Consider the following 26,622-nt stretch of genomic DNA (forward strand, 5'->3'; position numbering starts at 1 on the left):
CCATCTCCTTTCAGTCTCAAAGGATCGCAAGTGAGTTCAGAATCATCTCGCCAGGCTCCTGCCAATCCCTTTTTTCTTCATCTGTGCAATTAAATCCGTATACAAGAACGGACTGGTCCAAAATCGAAAAACCGATATGGTTGTAAATCTGATTATTCAACCCCTGTACGGAAAACTGGCAATAGCCCATGACATGTCCCATTTCTGTAGTAAGAACGCCGTGTTTGTCCCATTGTCTGACAGGCTGCGTTCCGCGAACAACATTCGCCATCGTTTCGGTAAAGGAAGTCAGTTCCGCTTCCGAAATTCGATGCTCCAACCTGTTGAACGTAAAATTGACCGTGCCCGAGTCGTTCGTGTAGATCCATTCCGGCCGATGAGACGAAGGATACTTTATGCTCGCTTCCTTCTCTGAAATTAAACGCAACGAACGGGGAAGGGATATGCTTACCCTACTGTCGTACAACTCAGTGCGTTGTAGAAACACATTCTCCTTTCCAATACGGAGCCTCGCTGGCAGCTCTGCTGAATCAACAGCCTGTGATTTATATGCCAATCTAACCGCCTCTTCTACTTCACCATTCTGATCATCCACTTCATTTCCACGTTGGCTATATAATATTGGAATCACTTTGCGATCAAGATATTCCATATGAAGAACACACTTCCTTTCCTTTTTGATGAATCAATCCACAATCATACGATGCGGTCCGCCTACCGGCATACCCGAACGTCCCGTTCCCCGAGCTGCATTCGCCAGTATACGATCCAGATATCGGTGAATCTGAGCATTATCGTATTCTCTGTACTCCAGCCCCAAACGACTGGCAATGTGATGCAAAATGACGCCGCGCGCAACTGTTCCTTCGTTCAGACACATCATGGCAAAGACAAGCTCCTGAGGGTCCGAGGTTCCCGTTCGAAGCAGCCTTTCTGCATAATCTTTCATAACAATCGGGGATAGCGTGCTGGCTCCTTCAGCCGCATAAGCGACATGAATGACATGCAGTGTGTTGAACTCCGTTGCCAAGTCGGCAAAGGTCTGGTAGTCTCGCCGCAGCCTAGCCCCTTCCTTAAGCTTGAATCGAGCCAGCTCCAACTCACTCGATGTACACGTTGACTCTTCATCCAAGAGCAGTTTCGAATGGCTTATCGTCATGTCACTCACGGTCTCCTCCGCGGTAAACCGAAGCTTCAGCACATTGACCCGGCCCGTAGCTTGGTATGCCAGTTCCATAGGCTCTGTCAGCATGTATAGTCTTCCTTTATGCAGCACCATCCCAGGGGAGACGACCAACTTGTCCGGGAACACTTCTACCTCTGCACCTGCAAGAATGCCATCTGCATAACCATGATAGTACAATTCGATGTAGTCTCTGGGGAAATCGCGTAGCCCCTCCAACATGGATGTTTTCAGGATTCTTCCCTTGTTAAAATGCGGATACGAATATGTGAACATGAGCGGTGTCCCTCCTTTCTGCTCTTGGTCCTCACTTCATTCCGTCAAAGAAGTCGAGTTCCGACAAGTCTGTTTCAAATGGAAGCAGCTTCTGCGGCCCCAGATACAATCGTTCATTCCTGCGGGCAACCGGCAATACATGAAACCCCCAATGACGGTCATCCGGAAAAACAAAAAACTTCGTTTCTCCATTCACGATGGAGTCCGTATCATCCTGCGGGATTTTATCTCCGTACTGATCCCGGATGTCTTCGTAGAGCACCTCTTTATAGGCATCCGGACGGTTGGCATAGACGAATTTCTGTCTCAGTTGACCATCGCTTCCGCTCAGGTACAACTCCACTTCTGCCGTCTCGAATGGACGGGAAATGCTGCCCGGAATGCCGTCACTCCGATCCAGACTGCTGATCAGCATTTTTTCACGTCCACTATGAGTGAAGGCACTTACGGTATAAGGAATTACAGCGGCATCATGCGTGATGTCGGCTTGAACGCTTCCTGTTTTGCGGGCACTCAGATAACGAATCGCCCCTCGAAGGCAGGCAAGTTTGAGATCAGGCACACGCCCTTCCGCAGGTTTTTGCCGAAACTCAATGCTTCTGCCTGGAACGAACTCTTTTAGCGCTTCCCGAAACACATCAATGCGGCAGGACTGACCTGTCAACTTGATAATCGAATATTGGCTCATCCGCCCTTGCCGATAGAAATCATCCAAAAACTTGCGGACCACCTCATAGATATCAGCCTTAATCAGCTGGGTAATTTCCTTGATATTAAACACCACATCGGGGAACTCATATTCATCCTTCAGTTCACCACTACGTTCCACAGACAGAAACCAACGTTCCATGGTCGTGATCTGCAGGTCACTATCCCCATCGTCCTCCATCTCCGAGTGGAATCGGTTACGCAAGATGCCGGTTTTGCGAAAAAATTGCTGCTTCATCTCTTCTGCGATTTCCCACAGAAAGTAGAAGTTGCCTCTCACCCGCAGGTACTCATCCCGTGAACGATTCTCTCGGCGCGCAAACGCGGTAGGGATGATATGTTCTGCCTCCTCATAGCGTTTTTCCAGCTTCTGATAGACGGACTTCACACCCTCTTCGTCCACCTGACGGAACACATCCGCACCCGGTGCCTCGATCAGGCTATCGATATCCGTCACCTGACGGCGTCCGCTGTAATAGTCGGCGAATACAATTTTCATGAATTGCATAATACGATAGGTAATGTTGTGACCTCCGAAGTTCGTGTCCCCATTTTCGTAGGTGGTATGGATATCGAGCTTGTACGCCATATGTCCATCCTCGATCGTAAATGCACAAGATGACAAGTCAGTTGTTCCACCGCCACAATCAATCACGAGCGCATGATACGTCTGCCCTTCCATGAAAGCACCACGTTCCATCCCGTCGGCAAGGGTGTTATAGAGCACAGCCATTCCCTCATCCAGTGCATACGTCTGTTCAATCCGATAATCCGGAAGCATCTCTCCGAACATCTGCAAAAATTGTGCTTTCATCTTCACGGGACTGGTAAAATGCACATGGCGAAACTTGCACTTGAACTGATGCTCTGCCGTTCGGATGATGTAATTCATGTACGCACGCAGCAGATCCATACGGGAAACCATGGCCGCATTGCCATGAACATCGACGATCTCTTCCATTTTGTTGTAATTGTTCACCCAGCGCTTCATGCTGCGGAAGACACTCGCCCGGCTGCTGTACCCTCCCCGACGCATGCTTCGCAGCGCTTCGTAGCCGAACTCGTAACGAATATTCGCTGGATCCGAGCACTCCGCCACACCGATGGCCGTAGGCAGAACCTCGATCCAGTCCGTGTCTTTGTATGTAGGGTCAGGAAAAGCCACATAGTTAATGGCATCCATACGAACCCGCCCATTCAGCAAATCCTGGCTGCTTGGTGCCTGAATATAACCATTATGCAAATAGGCGCCTGCCGTCGTATTGGAGGTGCCAAAGTCAATTGCAAGTACAGCGTCTGTCGGTTCAAGTTCCCGGATGTCCAGATCGGCCAGTGGAATTTGAGTATATTGAATATGAACCGGAGGAAGAGGCCTGCTGGAGTAATAGGTCTGATATAGATATTCCGAATCGCGTTTACGGAAAAAGAGAAGACTGTACTGTCTGTTGCCCGATCGTTTCCAGGTCGATCCACTTCCTGCCGTCAAATAAAAGGTTCCGGATACGGAGTCGTCCTTAACCAGATTAAAGATGCCACACAGCTCCATACTCTCATTGACCAAAAGTACGTTGGATTCGGTTAAACCACCCGGTGCCGTGACTACGTACTGATCCAGCTTGTCCACTTTCAATCCTTCGTACAGAATCAGCCGCGCGGGCACACTGATACCTCCATCACTGCTCATAGGAGCCGTCATATGACGAGAAATGGCCTTTTGTATGCGCTCGAATCCGCCTTCCAAAGACTGATCGATCCACAATACATCGTCCGCTCCCAAAAATTTCAGAATAATCCGAATCAGTTCTTCACGCTCCGTGCGGGGCCCCAATCCCTCAACCAGTCGCTCCTTGTAACAAATATTCCGTAATTGAAATGTGGTCATGTCCATCAACTCTTCGCGCGTATAACGCATGGTTCCTCTGGCCCGTTCCCTGCCCGTGGCATCGGGATACAATCGGTATGAATAGCCGTTCATCTATACTTCCTCCTTACAACTGCTGATGCTGCTTAATATAGGGCAATACCGTCCTGTATCATCGTATAGTCCACATCCAGAATGCCAAAATGATGCCCCCAGTATATTTCCGTGTCAAAACGAACCGGCAGGAAGAGTTCAAGAATCAATTCCAGCTTCTCCTTCGCTTCCGTCCGTTCTGCCTGACCAATATATAAGAGCAATTCATCCTTCTCCTCACAATTGGCATAAAGGGTTGAACGCGGGAACATCCGGACAAGGGTATCCCTCAGCAGATGAACGGCCTCTCCCGTATCGTACAGACGGAGCATATTGCAGGCGATCACTTCCTGTTCCTCTCGTCCGAACAACTCCAGTCGCCGCCGTATCCGTTTCCCGTATACACCGGAATACATATCCTTCAGAATAAAGCGAATATAATACTCCCTTTTATTCATCCCCTGCATCAAATCCATATCCGCCAGAAAATGAATGACCAAGTCAAAGAGCGTCTCCCGCAATTCCACCTGCTCTTCGTTATTGATATCGAACAAATCCCTGAAAATATCAAAAAAACGATAATACGGATTGACTTCAATCGTACGTTCCACTTCTGAAGCATTCAGGTTTGTATGACTTAATTCCATATATGGCGAATATACACGTGCAGGAACAAAAGTTACGTCTCTCAGATCAGTTCCATTACGCTTGGCACGAATAATCAGATCCCATATATAATTCATGTTGAGCTCACATCCATTCCCCTTCGCAGCGATATTCAGGGAAAGCCAACTGGATCTCGGATACCAGAAAGCTCAGCAAATCATCCAGAAAAATAGCCTGTCCTGGCTGAATTCCGTGTTTGCTGAACCTTAAAATCATTCGATGTTTATCTGCCTCAACACGGACATGATCGCTAACAAATCCATTAAGCGGGTACGTGATGCCCAAGGTGGGCCCAGGTGCAACCACTTTCACATCTTCCAGTTCCAATCCCTCCGCTGCCTGGAAAGCATGAACCATGCGGGCAATCTCCCCTTTGGATCGCACAGAGCGTCCTTCCTGACGCGCATATTTACCGGCAAACCCTTCCCGTTTGTTGTTGGAAAACAGCGGAAATTCCATTCTGCCAATTCGGGTTACGACAGGACCAGCTATTTTCAGCACCGTCCATGAATCAGATTTTTCCAGCGGAGATACGATGGTGATGTCTTCTTCCGATCTTTTGATATACCGAATATGAGACTCGTCTCCATCCACTAAATATCCGTGCTCAGTCCCTGTTTTGCGGAGTGGCAACACATGTTCATAATTGATGCGGTCTGATGCCGGGACAGGGAATCCACCTGTTTTCATATCAAGCTTCTGAATATTCCATAGGGGGATCATGTTCATTCTTTTATATGACTCAAACTCCTCCAAATGGATTGAAAGTTCTTTGACCACATGCTGTTTGTCCCATGCATCTCCATCGTCCGAACCCACTAGAACACAATCAACGAATTTGAACACATAGGGTGCATTAATCGATTTCCATGGTAGGCTGTTTTTACGAAAGACCCGGTACAGTTCTTCAATTTTGGAGATATACGCAGTACTTGATTTCAACCGAACCGTTATGGCATGTCTGCCTTCACTCGTTACAATCTCCCCGCGGAATGTCCGATTACTTTTCAGCAGGGATTGGAGTTCCTGTTGCCCACATTCCATGTAGAACGTGAATAAATTCATCTCTTCCTTACGTGCCAGCGCTTCTGAAGCCTCGCTCAAATAAACAGTCTGTGGTGCAGCATCCTCCGGAAGAATCGGATACAGAAATTCATGAATGGGGTCCAAATCTTCCCGCGGACATAATGTGACATATACATCGTGGCGTTCCTCCAGCGGTACCACCTCGTCAAACACCCGTTGCTCGATCTGTTTGTTTAGCGTCTCCTGATACTCGACCAAATTAAGAAAAACGCCTGTCATGAGGTCTTTGAGTATGCGACGTTGTTCCAGATCCTCCATCTTGTTTAGACGGTCACGAATAATATCTTTCATCACGAATCTCCTCCTTCCGTTGCTTCCTGTTCATTCGCTTCAGCCTCGGTGGTGTCGGTGCTTCCTTTAGCCTTTGAGGCGGAATTAATGCTAGCATTGCTTGTCGTTTTCTCCGAAGAAGACCCGGAGCCGGAAGCATCCGCAGCCCCACTTCCGGCCGAAGAGGAATTACCCGTGGAAGAAGTGCTTCCCACTGAATTGCCTACACTCATTCCTCCCGCATTCCCGGTCCAATCCGAGTTCAAACCAGACGTATCTGTTGTCCCTAACCCTGCCGCATCCTGAGTAAGATCAACCGCCGGTACAGGTGGATTCAGTTTCTCATCCAGCTTATTTATTTTCCGCTCCATAGCCAGCACGCGTTCCAACATATCGATCTCCTGATAAATTTCCTGTGCCGAAGCATAGGCATCCATGGCGCCACTGTAATCTCCGGCTTCATTGAAGCGGTCACCCTTCTGTTCCAGCGTATCGGCCTGAAGTTGTCTGGATTGGCGCTTGATATCCGCCCGTTTGGTTTCGGCTGTCTCCAGTTTGGTGGCAACTTCCTTCAGTGCTTCCTTATATGCTGTTTCCGTAGCCGCTGTTCTGGCCCTTTTATACAAAATGATCGCTCCACTGTAGTCTCCGTTCTGGAGTTTCAGATCGCCCTCGGTGATCCAGTCTTGTACTTGCTGAAAGGTGGTCATCTGTTCCAAACGTTCCTGAATGACTTCACGGTTGAACATATTGTAGGACTCAGACAATTCCAGTGCTTTGGTGTAACTGGCGGTTGCCTTGGGAATATCTCCTTCTTTCAGATGAGCCTCGCCGTCAACCAATGTCTGAGCAGCAGCCATCTTCGAAGTCAGCAACTTTTTGTGCACAGGGTCCTTTACTTTGATCGAATTGTTGCGAGCAAGACTGTAATCTGAGACGGCCTTGGCGTACTCCTGTTCCTTCACGTACTGGTCAGCGTTCTGTTCGTATTGCAGCATATCTACGACAAGTTCGGCTTTTTTGGCTGCGCTTTTCACCGCGTAGAATATGCCGGCTCCGCCAAAAATCAGGAGCATAACCAACATGATGGCAATCCGTTTAATCCACTTCTTACGGTTCTTGGGTTCTTCATGAAAAACCTTGTTCACATAGATGGCTGCCGCACTATAATTCTCGATTCGTGAACGTTGCTTGCTGAGCATCACTTCTTCGAGCATATCCGCCAGTGCCTGCGGATCATTCGCAGCTTCCACCGCATCAATCATCTCGGCATCCTGTACGCCTTCCCATAATCCAGGGGTACATAGAACAAGCACATCGCCATCAGCAAGCTTGATCTTATCGGATACATACGGTTTGATCATGCCAGGTTTGCCCGCGTATTCATTCAGATTGCCGCGTTCATCATGCTGATCCACACGATCCTCTGCAATCTGGCCTTCCGCTGCCAGTTGGGCAGCTACACTATGATCCTTGCTTTTTAGTGCAAGCCTATTTCCCCGGAAATGATACAGGCGGCTATGTCCGGCAGATGCCCACATCATGCGTGTATAATCCGTAACAACAATAACGAATCCCGCTTTGAGCCTGACTCGGCGGCTTTCATACTGCAACCATTCATGTGCAATCTTGATATATTCTGTCAGTCTGCGTTTGGACATGGTTGGCTTTTCCAAAAAGGATTCCAGAATGGTCTGTACTGTGATCTGTGCACTATTCACTTCCGTATCGGTGTCCAGACCATCTGCAATGACATAACAAGCCCAGTCTTCCAGTTCAACGCAGCCGTAGAAATCCCGATTTTTCAGGAAAGACCCCGCCTCTGAGACAAAAGCCGTCTTGAATTCACTGTTCTCCTTCCTCATCCGTCTCCCCATTTCCCGTCCCTGTGCGTTGCCCGATCCGTTACCATCCTTGCTCCAAAATGATAATCGTGGCGTTATCCTGATGCACGAGCTGTTTTTCTTCAATTAAATCAATGATGGCCTGGGCCGCATCAAATGGCGGAATATCTTGCGCCAGAATGGTCTCCAGTTCCATCTCCGTGAGGGAGTTGTATACCCCGTCACTGCATAACACAATCTTGTCCGCCGGCTGCAGTGCAAACGGCTCGTCCGCGATTTCCATTTGTTTAAAATGGTCATACCCCAAATAGTTGACCAGCCTTTTGCGCTGCGGATTGTCAAGTGCCTCCTGCTCCGAGATCTCTCCAGACATATACTGTTCTTCAAGTTGACTTTCCAGGGTATGCTTGTGATTGATGGCAAGCAGCTCTCCTTTGCGAAACACGGCCAAGATGCTGTCTCCTACCGCACCCCAATACAGGTCCCTGCCCTTGATCATGGCAGACACCAATGTTGTCCCTCCGGGAACGCCCAGCAAATTACGAAGAATGGCCTGATTTGCCGCATGGGAAGAAGCATCCCAGAACTCTTCCGGATCAGGAAACCGCTCCAGCTCTTCAAACTCCCGGATAAATGTTTCTACGGCAGTCGTACTCGCCACTTTTCCACCGGACAATCCACTGATCCCATCGGCAAGTACAGCAAGTACACCATGCGGCTGTACGGCACAGGCAAAATAATCGTCCTGTTCATTGCGAGCACCAATGGTCTGCCCATTGCCAATCTGAACTCCAACCGGTCTATCGTCACGCTGCCTTACCGGAATCCGGCTTCGTGCGAATAACAGCAACCAAATCAACAAACAGCCACCCGCAAGAACCCAGTAGGGCGTTAGCTCCTTGTCGTTCCACAAAATCATGAAGGTGTTCACTGTTGCTCCCATTCAAAGTGCACACCGCACAATGGAATGAAAATGAATTTGCTGCGTCCCAATTGAATAACATCGTAGGCAGCCAGTTCCACCGGAGAATAGACTGCTTCATTATTGTGATATGCGAGGCCAGAAGCATCGCCGGGCAGCAAATAGAAATTCCGCTTTTTGGGATCGTACACAATCACCGCGTGATTACGTCGAGAAATGGTGTTATCCCCGAGGATGCGAACATGCATCTCTTCTGAACGTCCAATAAAGTTCTTTTCAGCCATTATTCGATAATCCTGGCCCATCTGCGGACCCTCGATGCACACCATCCATCCCGTTACCGGTTCGATTCCTGTCGTTTCGCCCAGGTATGGCATCGTTCTGTCATCCTCTGCCGTACGAGGTGCGCGCGGGACTGCACCCGCTGCCTCACCATTACTGGTAGCTGGCGATTCAACGGCCAGATTGCAATATGGACATGTATTGCCGTGCCGTCTCGTGCTGAACATATGTCCGTTTCCACATCTAGTCAGACTCATTTCGTTTCATTCCCCCGTAAGCTTGTATGATGTACGCCAACGTTATTTCACCAAAATGCGGGTATTGGCAATATAAATTAAGTCCCCTGCCTCAATCAGGCTGGGTTCTTCGATTTCCAATTTGGATGCTCTGCTTTGATTTCCTTTACGCACACCTACCCCACTGGCGGAGTCGATATCCTCGATAAACCATTGACCCGAGGCTTTATTTAATACGGCATGTTGCGAGCTAATGAGAGACGCATAGGGTGTATCGGACAGATCAATGTCAGCCTCGCTGTTCTTCGAACTTTTCCCGATCAAAACACTCGTTTCGCCCTGAATATACCATTCCTTCACACTTGTACCGTCGTCGTCCAGAAGGACAAGCTTCACGACACGCGAAGACAATTTCTTCTTTTCCGTCTTGGTGGCTGGCATGTATTTAAAATACAGGTATGCTCCTCCAGAGAGGACCACGATAATTCCAGTTACCCACTGGGCACTCATATCCCGGTTGATGATAAATATGTAATACAGCACGGCTAACGAAATCACGGCGACGCAAGCGTCAAGCCCCATCGTCAATACCGACCTTCCTCGTTTCACTTCCATAACCTCCGCCTGAACCGGCATGATCCATAACGAGCTACCGGTCTACTTTTTTCGAACTCCGAAATATCGGTCAAACATGGCGGACATATCCATTCCTTTATTGGGACCGGCTTTGCCACCGTTTGGACTTTCCTTGCCTTTGGGGTGATAGCCAAAAAATTGTTCGAACTGTTCCTGCATCCGCGACGGATCCGACCATACCTTCTCGGCATTTGCACTCCCAGACTTCGCATTGCCTTTACTGGATCTGGCAGTATTGAATGCTGATCCCTTCGCTTGACCTGTATTACGTCCAGTGCGAAGCTGCTGATCATAAGCTGCTCTAAGCTCGGAATTTCCGAGTGTACTGTATGCCTCATGTACTTGCTTGAAACGTGCTTCTGCCTGTACATCTCCCCCATTAACATCCGGGTGAAATTTCTTCGCCAATTGACGATAAGCCTTCTTGATCTGCTCCGGAGAAGCTTCACGTTCTACACCAAGCACGGCATAATAATCTTTCATGGTATTCGTTCCTGCCTCCCTGCCGTATTCGGGCGTAAATAAAGATTAAGGGGCACCAGGGCCCCTTAACATGACAGCGTTGTTTCGGACAAAACTAGCTGGCCCAAGACAACAGTTGTTCCCTTTTATACAGGGAAGCCGCCCTCAATTTTAGTGAATTCAGTTTTGTCTTTTTTCTGTTTGATGAACAGGCTGAATTCACCTACGCCTTCGGTATCACCGAAACGCTCTGTGTAATCCACAACAAATGCGTTAGGCATGTAAATTTTGCGTACCACTTGATCTGCTGCAACCACTTCCAGGGTTACTTTGCGGTAACAATCCGCTTTTTCAGCAGGCACGAGGGACCACAAAGCAAGTTTCATTGTGTCATCTGCATTGTCACCGTCGGTTGCAGTGATAATTTTGCCGCTGATGCGAAGTGTTGCGCCTACATCTGTGGATCTAGCGTTGGAATCATCTGGTGTATCCGTGTCATACACAACTGTACGGATATTATCCATTCCCAATTCGATTGTTTCTGCGCCTTCTACTTTCAATACAAAACCCATTAATAAAAACCTCCTTAAGATTAGGAAAAAATGTGCCCGGTATGCTCCCCATCTCGGGAGAGGTACCGGAATATATGTATAAAGGCAAGACGATGAAGTCTGCCTCTAACACCAAAATAAATGTCTATAATACGTTGTTTGATGAATCATATTTAATAATCAGACTTGTTCAAATGGTTTTCTTACACTTTCATCGCACTGGTGCCTTTGGTAATCATAACCTCCAGGTTCTTCACGTTGCCGTTAAATACCAGGTCAATATGGCACATATTGCTCTTTTCATCGATGATAAAGCTCATGTCGTCGCCTTCCTGAATGATCGAATTGATCGACCCTCGAGTTCCCAGCCACCGGCTCTTCTGACTGCTCGGATTGTTGCTGAAGAATTTGACGATATTTTCATGCTTGAAATCACCGGTTTGGAAACGGAGCAAGCGCTCAATGTAAGTACTTACAAGTGTTTTGTACAAGGAATCGAAACCATCTTCGGACATCGCCATGCTTCTCGCTTTATAGACCGTGATCCGTTTGATGTCGCTATCCTGGATTTGGGCATTTTCCGATGAGAAAATAAATCCAAAGTTTTTTCGGTTAATCAAATCCTTGATGGTATTTGTAAATCCGGAAATTTCTTTGGTCATCGTTGTTACAACACGCAAGCTGTTGTCCCCTGCCTCAATGTCAAAACGCACACCTGGATAATCACGGTTGACGTTCTTGAAAGCCCCTTTCAGGTATTCCGGACACTGATACGCAGCAACAATCCCTGCAGATACATAGGACGCTCCAACATACACGCCTTCAATCCACAGTTTCAGAATGTCTTCCTTCTCCTTGGAAAGTTCCACACCATTCTCCGTCTGAAGCATGCGACTGTCGATAACAACTCCCGACTTCTCCTTGGGAATAATCGTGAAGTTTGGAGCACTCGGAATGGCAAATTCGCTGTATTCCTTACGGGTCAACACTGAACATTTATCGATATACTTATCAATACCTGCGGTAGCCATGCTGCTGAAGGTGGTTTCTTCCCCGGATTCAAAGCTGAAGAACACCTGCACCTTGTAATCCTTAACGACTTGCAAGAGCATTGCCAGAGATTCCATGCTGTTTCCGTCTTGTTTAACCACTTTCTCGTTACCACGGAAACGGGTACGGCTGACTTTAACTTGGCCTGTATTTTCCAATTCTACGGAAGGAACGATACCAAACCAGATGGTGTCGGTAAAATCATTCTTCGCGTTGACAGTGTTGAGATATGTCTCAAGCCGCGGAATATTACTGCTCTTGACGAGCATATCCAGTTTGGCATTGGAGATCAGCATGGAAGGAAGCATGCCTTTATTCTTAATCGCATATTGGTCAAAGAACATTTTGACACCCAATATTTTCTCAACCAACGGTTTTACCGTTTTCACAAAATCATCCTTGGCGTTTTTGTAAAACTCCAGGTATGTATTGTAATTCTGCACTTCAACAGCAGTATCCACTTCGGACTGTACCGCAGGAAGCGGGCAGAATGTGCGGACCACCAGATCCTGTACATATGGCGAAGGTGTCTCGGAAAGTGAATCGTAATCTTCGGCAAATACTTGCGTCAAATCAGTGCTTGTTGCTTCATCAAGAAGCATCAGCTCGTTGTTATCACTCTTCGGAGCTTCGATAATTTTCAATTCTCCGCTCTCACCAATCGTAAGTTGCCCTACCTGAATCGCTTCTGAAGAAGTTTCTTCTTGTGCACGGCCCAGCAACAAACGGGTCTTAATATCTTCAATGGCGAGTGGAAGCATGGCCATGACATTGTTATAGTTCCGGCTTGCATCTTCAAACATGACGTTCAGCTTATCTCCGATATCCAGCTTCTTCGGATCGCCGTCATCCAGCTTCTCATGCTGACCATACATGTAATGGATTTCCTTCCGTACCTGACGAATGTCATCCATAACTTTTTTCGGTGAAATCATATCGAGCAGATTTTCAAACTTGAAATCAACGTTCGTAATACCTTGACTGCGCTTGGTATCAATCAGGGTGAACAGCATTCTCAGAAAGTCGTTACTATGGTCGATCTTGATCTCCGAGATCGCTTCGTCCGGGATACCTTCCGGCTTTTTAAGCGTATACATGACTTTCTGGTTTACCGCATTGAAAAAGGAGTACACGCTAGGTGAGAACTTGTCCAGGAACTCATCGAAGCTGCGAACAAGCAAATGTTCATTAATCTCCTTGATCTTATCGTCACTCAGACTGTCGATGCCCTTCACATCACCAACAATGGTGATCAAGTCCAACTTCTCGGGATTGATTTCTTCAAAAAGCATCGTTCGGTTCGTTTGATTAATAATGTCCATTCAGGCAACATCCGCCAAGATGATAATCCATTCGGGCGAATGCTTCCCCCCCTCCATCAATTTTTGACACTCCGCACGTCTCTATCAGCCTTCGGTCATGATCCAGGAGAATCACTACTCCCAGCAAACACAAGACCAATAGAACGAGCTGTCAACATACGACTGGAACTTATGCACCAGATTATGCCGTTTGCTTTGGAGATTTATGGAATTCATCTTAATCATCAGCGATATGTTTTGTCAATATTACCCACTATAGGTCTAAAAGCTCATTTTACAACCTTCGATATACCTATAGAACTAATTTTTGGAATTCGCTTCACTTCCTTACGAATCATGCCGATGATATAGAATATCCTATAATTTGGATGATGTTCAATGATTTAAGACTAGTGGGGTTTTCCCCCTAATCAAGAGTAAAAATACTGAAAGTATGCGGTGTTGCATTATTCTTAATTAATGAAAACTACGCATAACGGAGTTATATCGTGAATAATCAAAAGTTTTTCAAAGAAATTTAATATTCCCCAACAAGTGAACCGAAGTTTTTCAAACCAGAAAGGAGATTCGAAGCCTCACATGATATTAATTAAATGCAAAAAAATACTGCTTTCCCTATTGATGATTAGCATTTTAATTCCAGCAGGGAACATTGGCAGCATGTACGCGGAATCATCTGTCAAGACCCACGCGTATGAAGGGCTCGATGCCATGTTTGTCCTGGATGTTAGCTACTCTATGAATGAGACCGACAAAGATCGCATCGCCGAAGAAGTTATACATATGTTTATGGATATGAGTAGTGGACCTAAGACCCGATTGGGATTCGTAGCTTATAATGATCAAATCACTTCATCCGTACCTCTAATGGATATATCATCCTCTGGGGCACGAAATAACCTTCGTAGTCGTGTTGATGGATTAAAACGCTCAGGGTATACCGATCTTGGACTTGGCTTGCGCCGAGGTGCGAGCTTGCTTGAACAGTCCCAGACGGACAAACGAAAGCCCTTTATGATTTTGCTTTCTGACGGGGAAACGGATTTGCGTGGCTCGTCGAGCAGAACACCAGCTGATTCTTCCAAAGATGTAGACAAGGTGATTGAAATGGCTCAAAAAGCTAATTATCCAATCTATACCGTCGGACTAAACCGCGATGGTACGGTTAACCCCGCTGAACTGGAGCGGATAGCTCAGGAGACGGGTGGATCTTCCTTTATCACGGGAAGTGCAGACGACTTGCCTGAAATTTTCAACCGGATTTTTGCAGATCAGATTCAATCTGTTCTTGTATCTGTGGCGGCAGTAACAGCAACAGGGGCAATGCAGGAGGTAACTGTGGACATTCCCAATTCAAGCATGGCGGATGCCAACATTATCATGCTCTCTGATCATGCTGTCTCTGAAGCTCAGCTCTATTATCAGTCCAGCAATGTCAGCTTCATCCGATCTGATAAATATGCTCTAATGAAGATCATTCGTCCGGTCAAAGGACAGTTCAAGCTGAAATTCAAGGGGCGCAGCGGAGATTTGGTGAAGATCAACCTACTTGGAAACTATAACGTGTCTGCGGTTGCACATATGGCAACGGAACAGCCCGTAAAGGGGAAAAGCATCACATTTGAAGCCTCTCTCTACGATCAGGCTGTGGACCCTAAACCCATTCAGGATTTGAATGTTTACAAGGGACTTGAAGCAGAACTCATTGTGACCCCGTCTGATGGGAAAACAGAGCATATCCCTTTGAACAATACAGGCAGCGGATTTATGGGAAAATACACTTTTCCAAAATCGGATCTATACACATGGAGTCTTCGAATTGATGGTCCTGACTTTTATCGGGAGATCACTCCCGTTGAAGTAGATATTACGAATCAGGCCCCCGTAGCAACCGGGGAGTCCATGGTGTTATCCAAAGACGATAGCAATACAGAGGTTGACCTAAGCAACTATTTTAAAGATGCCAATAATGATCCATTAACGTATGCCCTCGCAGAAGGTGGGAGTGAGAGCAAACTCGGAGATGCCGTCATTGAAGGCAATATACTGCGTTGGTCTTCACTTCACACCGGTAGTTCATCTATCAAAGTGACCGCAACGGATTCCGAAGGCGCGAGTGTAACCGCAGACATCCAGTTGAAAATTCATTCTTTACGCGAAAAGGTACTGCTATATACGGGACTCGGTCTCCTCGCAGCCGGGGGAATCTTCTCCCTGTATTGGTTCGTGCTGAAACCAAAACCTGTATTTCGCGGAAGATTGGAAGGATACTTCCTGGCCACTGCAAACGGAGAAGATATTCCCGTGACGAATTGGCCACTGACTTCATTGGAGCGACGGAAAGTAAGTCTCAGTGAACTATTTGATCGTATGGACATTGGGGTTAAGGTACCGGAGTCAGGACGAATCTGGCTGGAGGCTGGTAAAAAGGAAACGTTATTGGTACGGCATGATACGAACTGCACAGTCGTTCGGGGACGAACACCAGTGAAGCCCAGACATACAGCAGCTCTGGAGTATAATGAAAAGTTGTATATTACGTTTGAGGATGGAGTCACGGAGATTGAAATTCGGTACAAAGCCATCAAACCAAGTACCAATATCTATGTAGGACAAAAGAAAGACCCACAGCAGGCCATGGGATAATCGGAGTGTTGAAGAGCTAATCCACTAACAGAAGAGGATGTCCCATAAGTCATGAATATGACGGGGGCATCCTCTTTTAGTGTTATTTTGTTTTAATGAACCTGACACACGCTATTCGCTCCCATTTGCCCAGATCTGAGATCTAACGAATTACAGAGACGTTATTTCGTCGATTCACTTGATTTTTTAGGTTTTGAAGCCCTTTTATGACGAAAAAGCGTTACTGAGGTTCGTTAAATCTTGCAACCGTTGATGATCTGCCTTTTAAGGTGCGGTAGGTTCGTTAGCGCTTGGAGCGAGGCGGAATTCCTTTTGAGACAGCCCCTTTTTATCCCCTTGTTATCTCTAATATGCAAGTGTATAGCTATTATAGAGATTTTCTACCAGACGTCTGTCTAACACTCCCCTTCCAGCTCCGCATCTGTCCAATGAAGCTGAACACCCTGTCGAATCAGCTGTGCCTGATAGGCATGAAGATGCTCCGCCGAAGCCCTCACCTCGGAGGGCTCAACTTGCTGTGCAATCGCATAAGCGGCAAGGGTGCCGGCAGCCTCGCCAATATTCCATTCGGTGGGATGCAGCCGGTAACAACCGTTCGCGATCTGGGTCATGGAGATATTTTTACAAGCTGGGAGCAAGTTCTTGACTCGCACCGGGATCAGCGAGCCCAGGGGAATCTCATAGGGATGGTTCGGAATATAGAAGGTTCGCTGGCTCACCGTTGTTGGATGGAGATCCAGATGATAACTGCCGACACCCACACTGTCCTCGTAACGTTTGGCTCCCTCTGATCCGCGCAATTCCTTGCTCACATCCTGTTCAGTAATGGTATATACGCCTCGTATTCGCCGTGATTCCCGAATATACGGGGCTTTTGCGAGACCATCCTCTGTACCGAGCACATCTCCACGCAGCCTTACGCCCGGATAACCCTGTCCGCCGTCCAGGCGGGGAGCTGCTGTCTGAAGCCAGTATACCAAGGATAGGGTTAGCTGCCTCGCCCCTTCCAGATGCCGCTCTCGTTCCTCCGGCGATACGCCAATGATTGGCCAGGCGTAATAATCGTTCAGTGCCCAGTTGAGCAGCGTGACTTCACCATCATTCAGTGGGTCTGTCCAGATAGCCGGGTCAACGATCCGCCGATAATCCCACAGGGAGGTTATGCCCTGATCATTCGGGAACATCGTGAACTCCTTCAGCTTGGAGGTATCATTGGCATCCGAAGCGTACCAGCTCAGGATCGGATACAGTGAGAACGAGGGAACATACTGACGCCAGTAATCATAATCCCTCGGACGAGGGATCGTGAAGTCTCCACCCGCCACATAATCCACAGCCGCCACATGGGTAATCGACTGCATGTCTAGCGGGTCCGCATCTTCCAGGGCATGTGGCTCACCCGTATCCCGTCGAGATTCCGCCCCACTTACATGCTCTACTCCGGCAAGGGGAAGCAGATCGCCGCATTCTGTGGCATCCAGATAATAGGCACCCCGGAGCGTACACATTCCCCCACTATTCCCTTCACGCACAGTCACACCTGTCACTCTGTCACCTGCTGTAGCCACATGAACTGGCACGGTATGATAGAGCACCTCGATCCGGCCGGTATTCACGTAAGGGGCCAACATTTCATGCAAAACGGCAAGCGCGACCTTCGGCTCATGTGCCAGGCGGCTCACCCAACCATTACCGGGATTGAGAACAGGGTTGCTCTTGGCAGCATCCGTAAGCGGGTAGTTCCGTTTGTAGTAATCTCTGACCCGGCTGCGGAACTCACGGTACGATGCTGTACTGCCAGATTGTTCAATCCAGCGGTGCTCATCCGGCGGCACCGCCTGTGATGTTAATTGACCGCCGAGCCAGTCCGTCTCTTCCGTCAAAAGCACCCGTTGCCCTGCCTTGGCTGCAGCCAGTGCAGCCGCTGTCCCGCCAAGACCACCGCCAATAATGACGATATCACTGCGTTTCTCCCTTTCAATTCCCATGCTTTGTCTCCTCCCTGTCACTGCCTTCAGACCAGCCAACGCCGTCCTCACGCAGACGTTCCAAGGCCAGCTGCGCCGCCCCGAAACAGCCCGCCCAGTTACCAAGTTCAGCTACTGAAACCCGGTCTGTTAACCCGACACTGTGCAGCTTTGTGGTAAGCATCGGCCACCATATAGCCTGATCTTGGGTCACTCCGCCGCCAATAATAATCAATTCCGGATCTACCGAGGCAGCTATATTTGCAATAACCAAGGCCAAATCAGCTATGTAACGCTCCAGAATGTATAGGGCCGCTGCTTCTCCCTGGCCTGCAGCGGTCATAATCTCTCGTCCATGAGTATACGTGTTGCCCTTCTCTTCCAGCGCAAGCCGCAGTAATGCACTACCGGAAATGTATTGTTCCACACAGCCGCGTTTGCCACAATTGCAAGGCCGACCGTCAGGCACCAGCACACTGTGCCCCCAATCCCCACCGCGCCAGTCTGCACCCCGCAGCATCCTGCCAAATGCCATATTGGCTCCACCTACCCCGGTTCCGAGTGTCAACATAACCAGGTTCTGCATACCGCGACCGGTACCAAGCCATGCCTCGCCAAGCAGTGCAGCATTGGCATCGTTATCGGCAGTCGAAGGCAGGCCAAATTCCGCTGTTGCCCACTCTGTCAGCGGCATTCCCTGCCAGCCAGGTAAATTGCTCGTTGCGTGGATCACTTCACCCGTTTTCACATTCACCCTTCCTGCCGAGGCGATACCCAGTGCCTTCACTTCTCCACAGCTAGACAACAGTTCACTTACTAACTCGCGCAGTTGGCCAAGTATGGCCTTCCGACCTAACCGGGCCTCTGTTGCACACGTAGCTTTCACCAGAACAACTCCGGCTTCATTGATTACAAGCCCCTTGATGCCTGTGCCTCCTATATCCACGCCAATGACCTGCAGCATCTGCTTTCCCCCTAATCACACAATCCCTTCAATAAATACGGTCGATAACCGCCCTGGCCGTTAATTCCTTCATTTTTTTGGTCTCTTCTGCATGCTGTCGCTCCAGTCCCTGACAGAGCAAGTCAATAATAAACAGCTGAGAGATTTTGGCTCCTACCGAGCCTCCCTCGAGGGGAGATTCCTTCCCGGCGGTCAAGAGCAAGATATCCGCAATCGAAGCGATGGGGGATTTGGCATAGTTCGTCATGGCGATCACTTTAGCCCCGTTTTGTTTGGCCTTCATCAGCATATCGTTGGTATCCAGCGTACTGCCTGACACGCTGATGCCAAAAGCCACGTCACCTTCTCCCATCGTAACCGCCATCATGGACTGAATATGGCTGTCGGAATTCGCTTCCGCACGCCGCCCGATACGCAGAAAGCGGTTCTTGGCATCCATGGCGGTAATGCCTGACGAGCCCACGCCGAAGAATTGCACATGTCGTGCGCTGTCCAGACACTTCACCGCCTGCTCCAACTGGTTGCGATCCAACATACCCAGGCTGGATTGCAGCACACCCACCATCGAAGCATATAAATGGTCGGCATAATCGTCCTCTCCCTGCTCGCCGTCTGGCTGGTTCTGCCGTTTCGGCAGTCCTTGAGCCAGCATCAGCTTGAAATCCTGATAACCTCTAAACCCGATTTTACGGCAGAATCTCATCACCGTGGTCTCTCCGGTACCAGCAAAATCAGCCAGCTCAGTCACAGAAAAATAGATGATATTATCCGGATTGTCCCGTACGCACCTGGCCACCTTCTGCTCCGACTTGGTCATGGAAGGATAATACGTATTAATTCGGTCATTCATCTCCATTACTCTTCATCCTCGCTTTTCTGGTCACTGCTGCGAACTGTCGGGTAATTAGCTGTGGCCGGGTTATTGCTGAGCCCACCACAACAGCGTATGCCCCCAGATCAAGCGCCTCTTCTACCTGAAAGGGTTTACTAATCCGCCCTTCGGCAATGACCGGAATCTTCAACCGCTGTGCGGACATTCCCAGCAGCTCCAAATTAGGCCCTTCCTGCTGTCGCGAATACGGTGTATAACCCGATAGTGTAGTCGAAACACAGCTGACTCCAAGTGACTCAGCATATAAAGCTTCCTCCAGAATGGAGATGTCTGCCATGGAAACTACCCCATTTGCGTTCAGATAGGCGGTGATTTGCTCCAATGTATGATTTTTCGGCCTGCTCTGGCGGGTCGCATCAAATGCAATGATATCCGCTCCGGCCTCTAGCAGCTCGTCAATTTCTCTGAGAGTTGGGGTGATATATACAGCAGAATTTGGGTAATTGCGCTTCACGATGCCAATAACCGGCAATGAGACGGTCTGCTTGATCGCACGTACATCTGCTGCCCCATTCGCCCGAATACCCGCGGCCCCTCCTTCCTCCGCAGCAGCCGCCATACGGGCCATCATCGCCGCGCCATGCAGCGGTTCATCAGCCAGCGCCTGGCAGGAAACGATCAGCCCCAAATGCAGTTTCTCCAGCACTCTCTTTGTCAGGGTTCTCACCCTCTCTCTTATATTCTGCTTTCCTTACCTGGGTTGGATGGTACGAATTGTACAGACAGACCGACTTCGAACATCCGGTTCCACGGCATATAACAGTCGGTAATCTGGATGCTCCCCGCTGCACTATCGATCCGTACAGCAAGCTCTTGACGCAGCCTTTCCTCTACTCGGGCGGCAACTAAACCACGAGATCCATCCAGTAAGTACTTGCCATAACCCATCTCCTGCACCGGGCCATTGCTAAGTTCTCCCCGAACGACTGAACAATAGCAGACATCCTCAGCATAGCGGAGGGCGAGGAAATCAAGATGAGATTGTGTACGACCATAGATCAGATAGATCAAGGCCTGCGAAATGACGGTTCCAAGTGAGTTGGAGCTGGTATTCCAGGCCGCGTATCCAGCCAGATCAAATAACATGTCTTTTTGCCGCAGCATCTTGACCAGCTTCTGATCCCCACCATTGGCATATCCCACATCCGCTACAGCCACCGGCTTCTTCTTGCTCCTGAGCAGGAAGTGCCCATATTCCACCAATTCCATCAGGTTCCGGTATACATCATAGCTGTAAAAAGAATGCTGCTGCGACACCGCTTCCGCCATCGTCTCTCCGGGTGTGCTAATCAACAGCACCAGATCCGCTTCAGCCGCACTGGGTACAATCAACCCACCTGCGGCCAAAATCTGATATTTTAGCGTCTCATAGAAGAAACGGTCCTCGAATAGCGGGGTAACAAACGCCCCCTGAACCGATGATAATCGTGGGTACACCAGCGGCATCCGGCCGCGAGCCTTGTTCATCATTCTGGTGAGCAATACGCAACCAACTTCGTCCGCACCAGGATACATGTAGACCTTGAGTTCCAGATCAAGGGCGGTAATCCGGGCTCGCACCTTCTCCTGATCCTTGGCTGTATGTCCATAAGGCGCCGAATCATCCTGCGGCACAATCATGAAGTCTATAATTCCTTCCTTGACCAGAGCCAGCACCTGCTTGTTGGCTTCAATATTTATCGCCCTGCGTCCCAGGTAATCTTCCAGCACTTCCATTGGTAGACGGTTATCGATATCGGCCAGCTCGCGGATCTCCTCATCCGTCGCAATCCCCAGCTCCAGCCGATGGCTGATGAAACCTTTGCGAAAAATCTCCCGTCCCCAGTCGGCGTAATAATCCGGCTCCTCATCTGACAAGGAATATTGCGGGCAGCGCATAATCAGTTGAAACGCATACAGAGTTAGCTGCGGGTACCGCTGCTTGATCCCCTGAAGGCGCTCCAGCCGGGCCGTCAGTTCATCCGGCTCCAACTGATGAAGCCGGGAAGGAATAATCCCGCCGTAGAGCAACGTATCCAAGGCAACGATTGCTCCATCTGCCCCTGCACAGCTCTCCTCAAACCAGGTCCATAGCTGCTCCACATCGCCCGGGCGCTTTTTCAGGCCCATGATTTCTAGTGGCGGACGCTCCACTGCGAATTCCGTTCCCTGTGCCAACAAATAAGGAAACTCATAATTGCAAGGCCGTTCATCTAACGGAACAAACGTTAGCTTATACTGCTTCGGCATGAATGCCATCACCCTTTCAGTCGTTTTTCTATCCTTTAATCGCTCCGGCGATGCCTTCCATATAGTATTTTTGGGTGAAAAGGAACACGACGATAATCGGCAGCACCGAGATCATGGTGCCGGCGGCAATCCAGCCAAAATTATACGAGAACTGGCCGTTCAGATACGTCAGGGCCGCAGCCAGCGGATATTTCTGCGGATCATCCAGCACCACAATCGGCCACAGGAAATTGTTCCAGAATGCCATGACTTCAAGCAAACCAATGACAGCAACCCCTGGTTTGACCAATGGCATGACAAGCTGCACGAAGATACGGAATTCGGAGGCTCCATCCATTTTGCCAGAATCCCGAATATCCGTCGGTATGCCCAGAAACGTTTGTCGCATCAGAAAGATGTTAAATACCGATACTGCGGCCGGAAGCACAACACCAAGAAACGTATTGCCCAAGTGAAACGCCTGAATGGTTAAATAATGCACAATCATCGCCGTTGCCGACGGAATAATCATGGTCGAGATTAGCAGCGTGAACACCAGATTACGTCCCCTGAACCGAAAGGTCGCGAGTGGATACGCCGTAAGGCAGGACAAGAAGATGTTAAACACTACCCCAAGGAGCGTAATCACCACCGTATTTATGATGTAGCGTGGAAAATCCATGAACTCCCACACCTGCACGTAGTTATCGAAAGCGATGAAGGTTGGTAGAATGGCTGGTGGGTTCGCAAACACATTACGACCAGGCATCAGCGATACGCTGAGCAGCCACAGAAAAGGACCCATCATAAACAGGGCGAGCAAAATCAACAGTACATAAATGATCAAATGACGAAGGACTTTTTTCATTTTTTTAGACGAAAGCGTACGCCGAATCAATAGGTATTCACCCCGCCTCTCCGGTTCAGCCGGAACACCAACACACTGAGCGCTGCTACCATCACACTGACGATCAGCCCAAGCGCCGAAGCATACCCGAAATTGAATTGCTCCAGCCCTTTTTGGAAAATATATACGCTTGAGGTCAGCGTGGACGTTCCCGGCCCGCCCTTGGTGAGAATATAGACCTCATCGAATACACGAACGGCACCCATCACCGAAATTACGGTGCAAAAGAGAATGTGCGGCCGTAGCAGCGGAAGCGTCACATGAATAATCAGTCTCAGCGGTCCTGCTCCATCCACCCTGGCGGCTTCGTACAGATCTGCCGGAATTCCCTGAAGCCCAGCCAGATAGAGCATCATGTAATAGCCGAGACCCTTCCACATGGTGATGAACATCAGCACATACAGCGCCGTACTGCTCGTGGAAAGCCAGGAGATCTGTTCACTGAGAATACCAACCTTCAGCAGCAGGTAATTGACTACGCCGTTATTGCCCAGCAGCCAGCTCCAGATCAGCGCCACTGCGACCATGGAAGTTACAACCGGTATGTAGTAGGCAGCCCTGAACATTTTGACGCCCGGAATCCGACTGTTAACCAGAATGGCCATAAGGATCGAGATGATTTGAATCACCGGCACAACCAGCACATACACCAACGAATTCCACAGCGAAGTCAGGAAATTATGATCTTGAAAGGCCCGGGTGAAGTTATCCAGACCGACAAAATGCGTCTCCGTGATGACAGAATAATCCGTTAGTGAGAGGGGTATCCCGTAAATAATTGGCCAAAAAGTAAAAACCGCCAGAAACAACAATCCCGGTGCCATAAACGCCCATGCAGCAAAAGATTCGGATCGAATCGCCTTGTACACGGCTACGCCTCCCTCTCTTTTAGGATCGAGGGGGAGTACTCCCCCTCATCAGACTGTACCGCATAAGTTCAGGAATCCTGGTTCAGAATTTGATTAACTTCCTTCTCCACTGCGTTCAACGTTTCTTTAATATCTGCTCCGTTCATCAAAATTTCCTGCAAGCCCCGTGCCAATGCGGAGTTGATGTCTCCTGCATTCGGTACGCCGACCATGTAATCCGTAGCTTTGTCGAGACTTTGGGAGGAAGCGACCTTGGCTTCGGCTTCCAGTGAACCGTCGGATTGCGTAAAGAACGGATCTTCAATGGAGGCTCTGCTCGACGGCAGCGTGTTGGCTACCTTGGAGAAGGCAGTCTGATTCTCTGCATTGGTAATAAAGGCGGCAAATTCCACAGCTTGCTCGGGGTTTTTGGATTTCTGTGGCACAACGAGATCCATGGAATTGGAGAGCCGCAAGTTCGCTTTGCCCGTTGGGAGCGTTACCGCAATCGTATTTTTGTAAACATCCGGTGCAGACTTTTTGATAAAGTTGATAAAGGTTGGACCCGACAATTGGAAAGCGACCTGCTCTCCGGAAAAATACTGGATCTGCTTGCTGAATTCCGCATCCTCCTTCAGCACCACACCTTCGGCCATCAGAGCACGCATTTGAGCGATCATCGCCTCTGCTTCCGGCGTATTGAAAGCCGCGGCCGTTTTGTCCTCATTTAGAATCGGAATCCCATCGATTGGAAACAGCTTGGAGACAAGCTGCTGCGCATAACCGGCCACCCCTGTCTTTTGATGGACCTGACGTGCCCACTCTACGAGCTCCTCTCGGGTCTGCGGCGGATTCGCTGGATCAAGACCTGCCTCCTTTACCAGCTTGGTATTCATAAACAGCACTTCAGTACCTGTATACCAAGGAAGCGCGTAAGCTTTGCCATCCAAAACAGTCGAATTATAAATGCCTTCAAAGTAACTCTTGGCTTCCTCATCTGTCAGGTATTCGTTCAGGTTCAGCAGCGCTCCCTTACTTCCCAATTGACTGGCGAATTCGGTATTGAGATTCACCACATCAGGGCTTTTGCCACTGGCCGTGCTGGTCAATAAACGCTGCGAAATGGCATCATATGGATAGTCCTTCCACTCGACCTTCACGCCAGGGTGGCTGCTCTCATACTTGGAAATCAAATCATTGAAGTAATCCTTGAACGTTGGCTGTAGAGCAATGGTCCAGAACTCCAGCGTCACCGGCTTTCCAGCTTCCGTGCCCGCCTCCCCAGTGCTTCCCGGACTCGGCGTACCAGCCGTATTGTCATTTCCTCCGCAGGCGGCAAGCAGTATAGACATCATAACGACTAGCAGCAAAGATACTGTGAAGCTCTTTCTGTTGGTGGTCACACAACATTCCCCCTCAGTTTGGTGTAAGACGGGAGCCGGCGCTTATGTCAGATTTCCTGGCTAATCACTCCATCTTTCCAATGGAGTATATGCAGACCCTGGCGTTAGAATGAAGTATTCTTCCATAAATAAATTAAAAAAAGAAATAATTTTTCTTTTAGGCTAAAAAACACAAAAAACAAGCCAGTTCAATCCGTGAAAGGACCAAACTGGCTTGTTTGTTACGATTATATGTATAAGACAAGGCTGGAATCAAGCTGTCTCATGCTGTTTCTTCGGCTCTGCTTGGTAGACTTGGGTATGTTCATTTTCAGCCAAAGCCCATTCAACCGTGCCAGGTTTGCGTATTTTCCACATCCAGGCCTGTACTTGAAGGGATCTCTTAACCCAAGCGAGAGAAGCACAACGCTGCTCGGAACGAACCGATAATCCCCAGTGAATTACACGTGCGAGCCACCAGTTCACATATTCATTATGAGAACGCACAGACGGCAAATCATCGCGGAACAGCCGCTGTTTTACATCCATAGGGGGCTGCCCACATGTCCAATAGTGAAGCAATGCTGCCAGGCTATATATGTCTGACATCGGTCCCTGACTGGATTTCTCGGAGTAAAACTCAAGCGGCGAATACCCTGCAGAGGTAAAGATCGCCTGTTTTTCCCCGGATTGTACAGGCCAACGAGCTGCTGAACCGAAATCCAGCAGTTTGGGCGTGCCGTCTTCCATCACCATAATATTGGATGGCTTCACGTCGCGATGGAGAATTCCCTGCTTATGAATATAGTCCAGTGTATCTACCAGCGGAAGCAATGTCTCCGTAATAAAAGCTGCATCCAGCGCATGATTACGCTCAATCAGATATTCGGTTAAAGTTACCCCTGAGCAATATTCCATAACGAGATACCCTGTGTCATTTTCTTCAAAATGATCCACATACGACACAATATGAGGGTGATTTAACGTAGATAACAGCTCTCCTTCTACCAAAAATGCAGCAAGAAGTTCCTGATACTGACCATTGAACCCTCGTGAAGAACAGAACACTCCCCGCTTGTCGGCCTGACGTGCCGCCAGCCTTTGCGGGAAAAACTCCTTGATCGCTACTTTAGCGCCTGTATTCCGATCTCTTCCTGCATATACAATAGCCAGCTCGCTGCTAGCCATGAGATGTCTTACCTGGTATGTATCATTTAAAATTACATTGCGCTGCAATGCCATTTTGCAATTGTCCTTTTTCATAACAGACCCTCTTTTCAACCTTGTCAATCGGAAGACTTGCCGCATGCTGCATCATTCAGTCCAACCAGACAGGCGTTTTATCGCCAACCATGTATAT

The 26,622-nt window shown here is 48.8% G+C and carries 22 protein-coding genes; 1 reads left to right on the forward strand and 21 read right to left on the reverse strand.

What is annotated here, in order from left to right:
- Window positions 1-16 precede the first annotated feature (16 nt).
- The 12 genes from MHB49_RS25250 to MHB49_RS25305 all read right to left on the reverse strand — a co-directional run bounded on the left by MHB49_RS25250 (window position 17) and on the right by MHB49_RS25305 (window position 13,448).
- Window positions 17-652 carry a hypothetical protein gene (locus tag MHB49_RS25250; protein ID WP_405153410.1) on the reverse strand — a complete coding sequence of 212 codons (636 nt, stop codon included), beginning with the start codon at window positions 650-652 and terminating at the stop codon, window positions 17-19.
- A gap of 33 nt (window positions 653-685) precedes the next feature.
- Window positions 686-1,459 (reverse strand): DNA and RNA helicase, encoded by a 774-nt coding sequence (locus tag MHB49_RS25255; RefSeq protein ID WP_405153411.1) that lies wholly within the window; start codon window positions 1,457-1,459, stop codon window positions 686-688.
- Window positions 1,460-1,490: 31 nt separating this feature from the next.
- Window positions 1,491-4,142 carry a molecular chaperone gene (locus MHB49_RS25260; protein ID WP_405153412.1) on the reverse strand — a complete coding sequence of 884 codons (2,652 nt, stop codon included), beginning with the start codon at window positions 4,140-4,142 and terminating at the stop codon, window positions 1,491-1,493.
- A gap of 32 nt (window positions 4,143-4,174) precedes the next feature.
- Window positions 4,175-4,864 (reverse strand): iron-dependent peroxidase, encoded by a 690-nt coding sequence (locus MHB49_RS25265; RefSeq protein WP_405153413.1) that lies wholly within the window; start codon window positions 4,862-4,864, stop codon window positions 4,175-4,177.
- A gap of 7 nt (window positions 4,865-4,871) precedes the next feature.
- Complete coding sequence (locus MHB49_RS25270) at window positions 4,872-6,164, reverse strand: normocyte-binding protein (RefSeq protein WP_405153414.1); 1,293 nt, start codon at window positions 6,162-6,164, stop codon at window positions 4,872-4,874.
- Window positions 6,164-8,008 carry a serine/threonine protein phosphatase gene (locus tag MHB49_RS25275; protein ID WP_405153415.1) on the reverse strand — a complete coding sequence of 615 codons (1,845 nt, stop codon included), beginning with the start codon at window positions 8,006-8,008 and terminating at the stop codon, window positions 6,164-6,166. The genes MHB49_RS25270 and MHB49_RS25275 overlap by 1 nt, the downstream gene beginning before the upstream one ends.
- Before the next feature lie 40 nt (window positions 8,009-8,048).
- Window positions 8,049-8,930, reverse strand: coding sequence for a PP2C family serine/threonine-protein phosphatase (locus MHB49_RS25280; RefSeq protein WP_240321576.1), 882 nt, complete (start codon window positions 8,928-8,930; stop codon window positions 8,049-8,051).
- On the reverse strand, window positions 8,915-9,448 hold the full coding sequence (locus MHB49_RS25285) for an FHA domain-containing protein (protein ID WP_072734549.1): 534 nt from the start codon (window positions 9,446-9,448) through the stop codon (window positions 8,915-8,917). The genes MHB49_RS25280 and MHB49_RS25285 overlap by 16 nt, the downstream gene beginning before the upstream one ends.
- A 42-nt stretch (window positions 9,449-9,490) precedes the next feature.
- Window positions 9,491-10,042, reverse strand: coding sequence for an FHA domain-containing protein (locus tag MHB49_RS25290; protein WP_109999025.1), 552 nt, complete (start codon window positions 10,040-10,042; stop codon window positions 9,491-9,493).
- Between the two features lie 42 nt (window positions 10,043-10,084).
- A complete protein-coding gene (locus tag MHB49_RS25295; protein WP_405153416.1) occupies window positions 10,085-10,546 on the reverse strand; it encodes a J domain-containing protein in 462 nt (153 codons plus the stop codon).
- Between the two features lie 125 nt (window positions 10,547-10,671).
- Complete coding sequence (locus MHB49_RS25300) at window positions 10,672-11,097, reverse strand: hypothetical protein (RefSeq protein ID WP_056695746.1); 426 nt, start codon at window positions 11,095-11,097, stop codon at window positions 10,672-10,674.
- Between the two features lie 182 nt (window positions 11,098-11,279).
- On the reverse strand, window positions 11,280-13,448 hold the full coding sequence (locus tag MHB49_RS25305; RefSeq protein WP_090903662.1) for a transcriptional regulator: 2,169 nt from the start codon (window positions 13,446-13,448) through the stop codon (window positions 11,280-11,282).
- 579 nt (window positions 13,449-14,027) lie between these two features.
- Between MHB49_RS25305 and MHB49_RS25310 the strand changes: the two genes are divergently transcribed.
- On the forward strand, window positions 14,028-16,094 hold the full coding sequence (locus tag MHB49_RS25310; RefSeq protein WP_405153417.1) for a VWA domain-containing protein: 2,067 nt from the start codon (window positions 14,028-14,030) through the stop codon (window positions 16,092-16,094).
- Window positions 16,095-16,489: 395 nt separating this feature from the next.
- Here MHB49_RS25310 and MHB49_RS25315 read toward each other — a convergent pair whose 3' ends face one another.
- From MHB49_RS25315 to MHB49_RS25355, 9 genes are all read right to left on the reverse strand, one after another.
- Window positions 16,490-18,082 carry an FAD-dependent oxidoreductase gene (locus tag MHB49_RS25315; RefSeq protein ID WP_405153418.1) on the reverse strand — a complete coding sequence of 531 codons (1,593 nt, stop codon included), beginning with the start codon at window positions 18,080-18,082 and terminating at the stop codon, window positions 16,490-16,492.
- Window positions 18,072-19,025 carry an ROK family protein gene (locus tag MHB49_RS25320; RefSeq protein WP_405153419.1) on the reverse strand — a complete coding sequence of 318 codons (954 nt, stop codon included), beginning with the start codon at window positions 19,023-19,025 and terminating at the stop codon, window positions 18,072-18,074. The genes MHB49_RS25315 and MHB49_RS25320 overlap by 11 nt, the downstream gene beginning before the upstream one ends.
- Before the next feature lie 28 nt (window positions 19,026-19,053).
- Window positions 19,054-19,881: a MurR/RpiR family transcriptional regulator gene (locus MHB49_RS25325; protein ID WP_405153420.1), complete on the reverse strand. Its 828-nt coding sequence runs from the start codon at window positions 19,879-19,881 to the stop codon at window positions 19,054-19,056.
- Window positions 19,868-20,575 (reverse strand): N-acetylmannosamine-6-phosphate 2-epimerase, encoded by a 708-nt coding sequence (locus MHB49_RS25330; protein WP_405157237.1) that lies wholly within the window; start codon window positions 20,573-20,575, stop codon window positions 19,868-19,870. Before MHB49_RS25330 ends, MHB49_RS25325 begins: the two co-directional genes overlap by 14 nt.
- A gap of 17 nt (window positions 20,576-20,592) precedes the next feature.
- Window positions 20,593-22,146, reverse strand: a complete 1,554-nt coding sequence (locus MHB49_RS25335; protein WP_405153421.1) for a DUF4127 family protein — start codon at window positions 22,144-22,146, stop codon at window positions 20,593-20,595.
- 28 nt (window positions 22,147-22,174) lie between these two features.
- The gene (locus MHB49_RS25340; RefSeq protein WP_405153422.1) at window positions 22,175-22,993 is read right to left on the reverse strand and encodes a carbohydrate ABC transporter permease; all 819 of its coding nucleotides are present in this window, start codon (window positions 22,991-22,993) and stop codon (window positions 22,175-22,177) included.
- Window positions 22,994-23,019: 26 nt separating this feature from the next.
- The gene (locus tag MHB49_RS25345) at window positions 23,020-23,901 is read right to left on the reverse strand and encodes a carbohydrate ABC transporter permease (protein WP_405153423.1); all 882 of its coding nucleotides are present in this window, start codon (window positions 23,899-23,901) and stop codon (window positions 23,020-23,022) included.
- A 68-nt stretch (window positions 23,902-23,969) separates the two neighbouring features.
- Window positions 23,970-25,283, reverse strand: coding sequence for an ABC transporter substrate-binding protein (locus tag MHB49_RS25350; protein WP_405153424.1), 1,314 nt, complete (start codon window positions 25,281-25,283; stop codon window positions 23,970-23,972).
- Between the two features lie 252 nt (window positions 25,284-25,535).
- Window positions 25,536-26,525, reverse strand: a complete 990-nt coding sequence (locus tag MHB49_RS25355) for a serine/threonine protein kinase (RefSeq protein ID WP_405153425.1) — start codon at window positions 26,523-26,525, stop codon at window positions 25,536-25,538.
- Between the last annotated feature and the right edge of the window lie 97 nt (window positions 26,526-26,622).

This window comes from Paenibacillus sp. FSL K6-0108, from assembly GCF_045040695.1.
GTDB lineage: Bacteria > Bacillota > Bacilli > Paenibacillales > Paenibacillaceae > Paenibacillus > Paenibacillus pabuli_B.

Bases quoted from the DNA above. Each gene is read 5' to 3' on its own strand.
- MHB49_RS25250 (WP_405153410.1), bottom strand. From the start codon at position 652: ATGGAATATCTTGATCGCAAAGTGATTCCAATATTATATAGCCAACGT.
- MHB49_RS25255 (WP_405153411.1), bottom strand. From the start codon at position 1,459: ATGTTCACATATTCGTATCCGCATTTTAACAAGGGAAGAATCCTGAAA.
- MHB49_RS25260 (WP_405153412.1), bottom strand. From the start codon at position 4,142: ATGAACGGCTATTCATACCGATTGTATCCCGATGCCACGGGCAGGGAA.
- MHB49_RS25265 (WP_405153413.1), bottom strand. From the start codon at position 4,864: ATGAATTATATATGGGATCTGATTATTCGTGCCAAGCGTAATGGAACT.
- MHB49_RS25270 (WP_405153414.1), bottom strand. From the start codon at position 6,164: ATGAAAGATATTATTCGTGACCGTCTAAACAAGATGGAGGATCTGGAA.
- MHB49_RS25275 (WP_405153415.1), bottom strand. From the start codon at position 8,008: ATGAGGAAGGAGAACAGTGAATTCAAGACGGCTTTTGTCTCAGAGGCG.
- MHB49_RS25280 (WP_240321576.1), bottom strand. From the start codon at position 8,930: ATGGGAGCAACAGTGAACACCTTCATGATTTTGTGGAACGACAAGGAG.
- MHB49_RS25285 (WP_072734549.1), bottom strand. From the start codon at position 9,448: ATGAGTCTGACTAGATGTGGAAACGGACATATGTTCAGCACGAGACGG.
- MHB49_RS25290 (WP_109999025.1), bottom strand. From the start codon at position 10,042: ATGGAAGTGAAACGAGGAAGGTCGGTATTGACGATGGGGCTTGACGCT.
- MHB49_RS25295 (WP_405153416.1), bottom strand. From the start codon at position 10,546: ATGAAAGATTATTATGCCGTGCTTGGTGTAGAACGTGAAGCTTCTCCG.
- MHB49_RS25300 (WP_056695746.1), bottom strand. From the start codon at position 11,097: ATGGGTTTTGTATTGAAAGTAGAAGGCGCAGAAACAATCGAATTGGGA.
- MHB49_RS25305 (WP_090903662.1), bottom strand. From the start codon at position 13,448: ATGGACATTATTAATCAAACGAACCGAACGATGCTTTTTGAAGAAATC.
- MHB49_RS25310 (WP_405153417.1), top strand. From the start codon at position 14,028: ATGATATTAATTAAATGCAAAAAAATACTGCTTTCCCTATTGATGATT.
- MHB49_RS25315 (WP_405153418.1), bottom strand. From the start codon at position 18,082: ATGGGAATTGAAAGGGAGAAACGCAGTGATATCGTCATTATTGGCGGT.
- MHB49_RS25320 (WP_405153419.1), bottom strand. From the start codon at position 19,025: ATGCTGCAGGTCATTGGCGTGGATATAGGAGGCACAGGCATCAAGGGG.
- MHB49_RS25325 (WP_405153420.1), bottom strand. From the start codon at position 19,881: ATGGAGATGAATGACCGAATTAATACGTATTATCCTTCCATGACCAAG.
- MHB49_RS25335 (WP_405153421.1), bottom strand. From the start codon at position 22,146: ATGCCGAAGCAGTATAAGCTAACGTTTGTTCCGTTAGATGAACGGCCT.
- MHB49_RS25340 (WP_405153422.1), bottom strand. From the start codon at position 22,993: ATGAAAAAAGTCCTTCGTCATTTGATCATTTATGTACTGTTGATTTTG.
- MHB49_RS25355 (WP_405153425.1), bottom strand. From the start codon at position 26,525: ATGAAAAAGGACAATTGCAAAATGGCATTGCAGCGCAATGTAATTTTA.